The organism is Streptomyces sp. NPDC059142 (assembly GCF_042755665.1).
In the GTDB taxonomy this organism is placed as follows: domain Bacteria; phylum Actinomycetota; class Actinomycetes; order Streptomycetales; family Streptomycetaceae; genus Streptomyces.
On record NZ_JBHZDA010000130.1, the window covers coordinates 12,574 to 15,838 of the forward strand.

Sequence of the window (3,265 nt, forward strand, 5' to 3'; positions counted from 1 at the left end):
CGGTGGGCTTTGTTATCGATCTCCCGCGGGGGGGCCGGGCACCGGCGGGGCGCGGGGGGGCGCGGGGGGGGCGGGGGGGGGCGGGGCGCCCCCCCCCCCCCCCCCACTTCGCCGTGGTGAGGGTTGTTCCCGCCGCGCGACGGGTAGTGACGTGACGGGCCGACAGGTCCGGACCGCGTAGCAACCCACGCTGTGGTGAGGTGATCGGCAGTGATCCTGGAAATCCTCGGATCGGTCCTGCTCGGACTCGGTCTGTCATGGGCCGCCGCCCACCACCTGGCGGACCGGCTCCCCGCGCTCCGCACGGTGTACGCGGCAGGGCCGCTCGGCGCCCTCTTCGGTACGTATGTGACGCACATGGCGCTCGGCGCCGGCCATGTCATGGCGACCCTGGTGGGCGCCCTGCTGGTGGCCTCGGTGCTGCTCTCGCTGCTGCTCCGCCCGGCGGGCCGGCCGCTGCACCGCGCCATACCGTCCTGACGCGGACGGGACGGGCCCGCCGGAGGAGCGGGCGGGTCAGGCCGCCAGTCCGAGCGCGGCCATCCGCTTCGTGTGCGCCTCGGTGATCCGGGAGAACATCCGGCCGACCTCCGCGAGGTCGAAGCCGCCGGCCACGCCGCCCACCAGCATCGTGGAGAGCGCGTCGCGGTCGGCCACCACCCGCTGGGCCTGCGACAGGGCCTCGCCCATCAGACGGCGCGCCCAGAGCGCGAGCCGGCCGCCGACGCGCGGCTCCGCCTCGATCGCGGCGCGCACCTTCTCCACGGCGAAGTTGCCGTGGCCGGTGTCGTCCAGCACGGCCAGGACCAGCGCGCGGGTGTCGCTGTCCAGACGGGCGGCGACCTCGCGGTAGAAGTCGCTGGCGATCGAGTCGCCGACGTACGCCTTGACCAGGCCCTCCAGCCAGTCCGAGGGGGCGGTCAGACGGTGGAAGTCGTCCAGCGCCTTGGCGAAGGGCTCCATCGCCTCGGTCGGCTCGGCGTCGATCGCCCGCAGTCGGTCGTTCAACTGTTCGAAGTGGTGGAATTCCGCCGCGGCCATCTTCGCCAGCGCCGCCTTGTCCGCCAGGGTCGGCGCGAGCTTGGCGTCCTCCGCGAGCCGTTCGAAGGCCGCCAGCTCCCCGTAGGCGAGCGCGCCCAGCAGATCCACGACCGCCGCGCGGTACTGCGGCTCGGCCGAGGCCGTCTCCCAGTCCTGGGCGGCGGTGCCGGTCGGCGCGTCCGGCCCGGCCGACGCGGCCTCGGCCGGCTCTGAGGCGGTGGATCCGGTCGGTCCGGCGGGTTCCTCGGCTGCGGATGCGGGCGGTGTGGCGTTGTCGGGCGTCTCCATGAGGGGCACAATAGCCCGCTCCGCGCAGGGCGTAAGGGCCTGGTCAGACCCTGCCGTCGCACCACCCCGACGAATTCGCCCAACACACATGCGCGATTCCGGGGTACAGTGGTAATGAGCCTGCCGACTATTCGGCGGGCCATCGCATGTTTGACAGTATTTGTACGAGGTCCGTTCTTCACGGACAGGCCCCAGAGGATGCCCGGTCGGTGGCCCGATCGGCTCCGACCCCGACCGCCCTCCGCGCGGACCGTGCGCACAGCAGCGTACGACCGCAGATGAGGGGCCCCCTCAGCGGCATGAGCGCTCTGAGCGACGGCAGTGGTCCCGCGCCATCCGGCCAATCCACGGCCGGCCGAGTACCCAGGTGCGGTACGACCCCCAGCGTTCGCCTCGCGCCGCGTCTCACAGAAGAGGCAGCACCCTGACTACGACTTTCCGAGAACTCGGAATCCTCCCCGAGACAGCCGAAGCGCTTGAAGCCGTCGGCATCCTGTCTCCGTTCCCCATCCAGGAGATGACCCTCCCCGTCGCACTGTCGGGCAAGGACGTCATCGGACAGGCCAAGACCGGCACGGGCAAGACGCTCGGCTTCGGCCTCCCGCTGCTGGAGCGTGTCACCGTCCCCGCGGACGTCGAGTCCGGCCGGGCCACGCCCGAGCAGCTCACCAACGCCCCGCAGGCCCTGGTGGTCGTCCCCACCCGCGAGCTGTGCCAGCAGGTCACCAACGACCTGCTGACCGCCGGCAAGGTCCGCAACGTACGCGTCCTCGCGATCTACGGCGGCCGGGCCTACGAGCCGCAGGTCGAGGCCCTCAAGAAGGGCGTCGACGTGATCGTCGGCACCCCGGGCCGGCTGCTGGACCTGGCGGGCCAGCGCAAGCTGGACCTCTCGCACGTCCGCGGGCTCGTCCTCGACGAGGCCGACGAGATGCTGGACCTGGGCTTCCTGCCCGACGTCGAGCGGATCATCCAGCTCCTGCCGCCCAAGCGCCAGACCATGCTGTTCTCCGCGACGATGCCGGGCGCGGTGATCGGCCTCGCCCGCCGCTACATGTCGCAGCCCACGCACATCAGCGCCACCTCGCCGGACGACGAGGGCGCGACCGTCCGCAACACGACCCAGCGGGTCTACCGCGCCCACTCCATGGACAAGCCGGAGATGGTCGCGCGGATCCTCCAGGCCGAGGGCCGCGGACTCGCTATGATCTTCTGCCGCACCAAGCGCACGGCCGCCGACATCGCCGACCAGCTCGCCCAGCGCGGCTTCGCCTCCGGCGCGGTCCACGGCGACCTGGGCCAGGGCGCCCGCGAGCAGGCGCTGCGCGCCTTCCGCAACGGCAAGGTGGACGTGCTGGTCTGCACGGACGTCGCCGCGCGCGGGATCGACGTCGAAGGTGTGACGCACGTCATCAACTACCAGTCGCCGGAGGAGGAGAAGACCTACCTCCACCGCATCGGCCGCACCGGCCGCGCGGGGGCGTCCGGTACGGCGGTGACGCTGGTCGACTGGGACGACATCCCGCGCTGGCAGCTCATCAACAAGGCCCTGGACCTCGGCTTCCCGGACCCGCCGGAGACGTACTCCACCTCCCCGCACCTCTTCGAGGAGCTGTCCATCCCGGCCGGCACCAAGGGTGTCCTGCCGCGCGCCGAGCGGACGCGCGCCGGGCTCTCGGCCGAGCAGGTCGAGGACCTGGGCGAGACCGGTGGCCGCGGCCGCAGGTCCGCGCCGGCCGCCGCGCCCGTACGCGAGGAGCGTCCGGCCCGTACGCGCACCCCGCGCCAGCGCCGCCGCACCCGTGGCGGTACGGCCCTGGACGCGACGGCGGCGACCGCCGCCACGGCCACCCCCCCGGCTCCGGCGCGCGCGCGCGCCCCCGCGGGGGCGGCCCCCGCCCCGGCGCCCGCCGGGGCGGGGGGGGGGGGGCGGGGG

The 3,265-nt window shown here is 73.5% G+C and carries 3 protein-coding genes; 2 read left to right on the forward strand and 1 reads right to left on the reverse strand.

The features are described from left to right. Positions 1-210: 210 nt before the first annotated feature. On the forward strand, positions 211-480 hold the full coding sequence (locus tag ACFXPK_RS30190) for a hypothetical protein (RefSeq protein WP_385005489.1): 270 nt from the start codon (positions 211-213) through the stop codon (positions 478-480). 36 nt (positions 481-516) lie between these two features. Here the strand turns inward: ACFXPK_RS30190 and ACFXPK_RS30195 are convergent, their stop codons facing one another. After that, positions 517-1,329, reverse strand: coding sequence for a ferritin-like fold-containing protein (locus tag ACFXPK_RS30195; RefSeq protein WP_385080279.1), 813 nt, complete (start codon positions 1,327-1,329; stop codon positions 517-519). A 517-nt stretch (positions 1,330-1,846) separates the two neighbouring features. On the opposite strand from ACFXPK_RS30195, the gene ACFXPK_RS30200 reads away from it, so the two are divergent. After that, on the forward strand, positions 1,847-3,265 hold a 1,419-nt coding region (locus ACFXPK_RS30200; RefSeq protein ID WP_385080281.1), incomplete at its 3' end, for a DEAD/DEAH box helicase.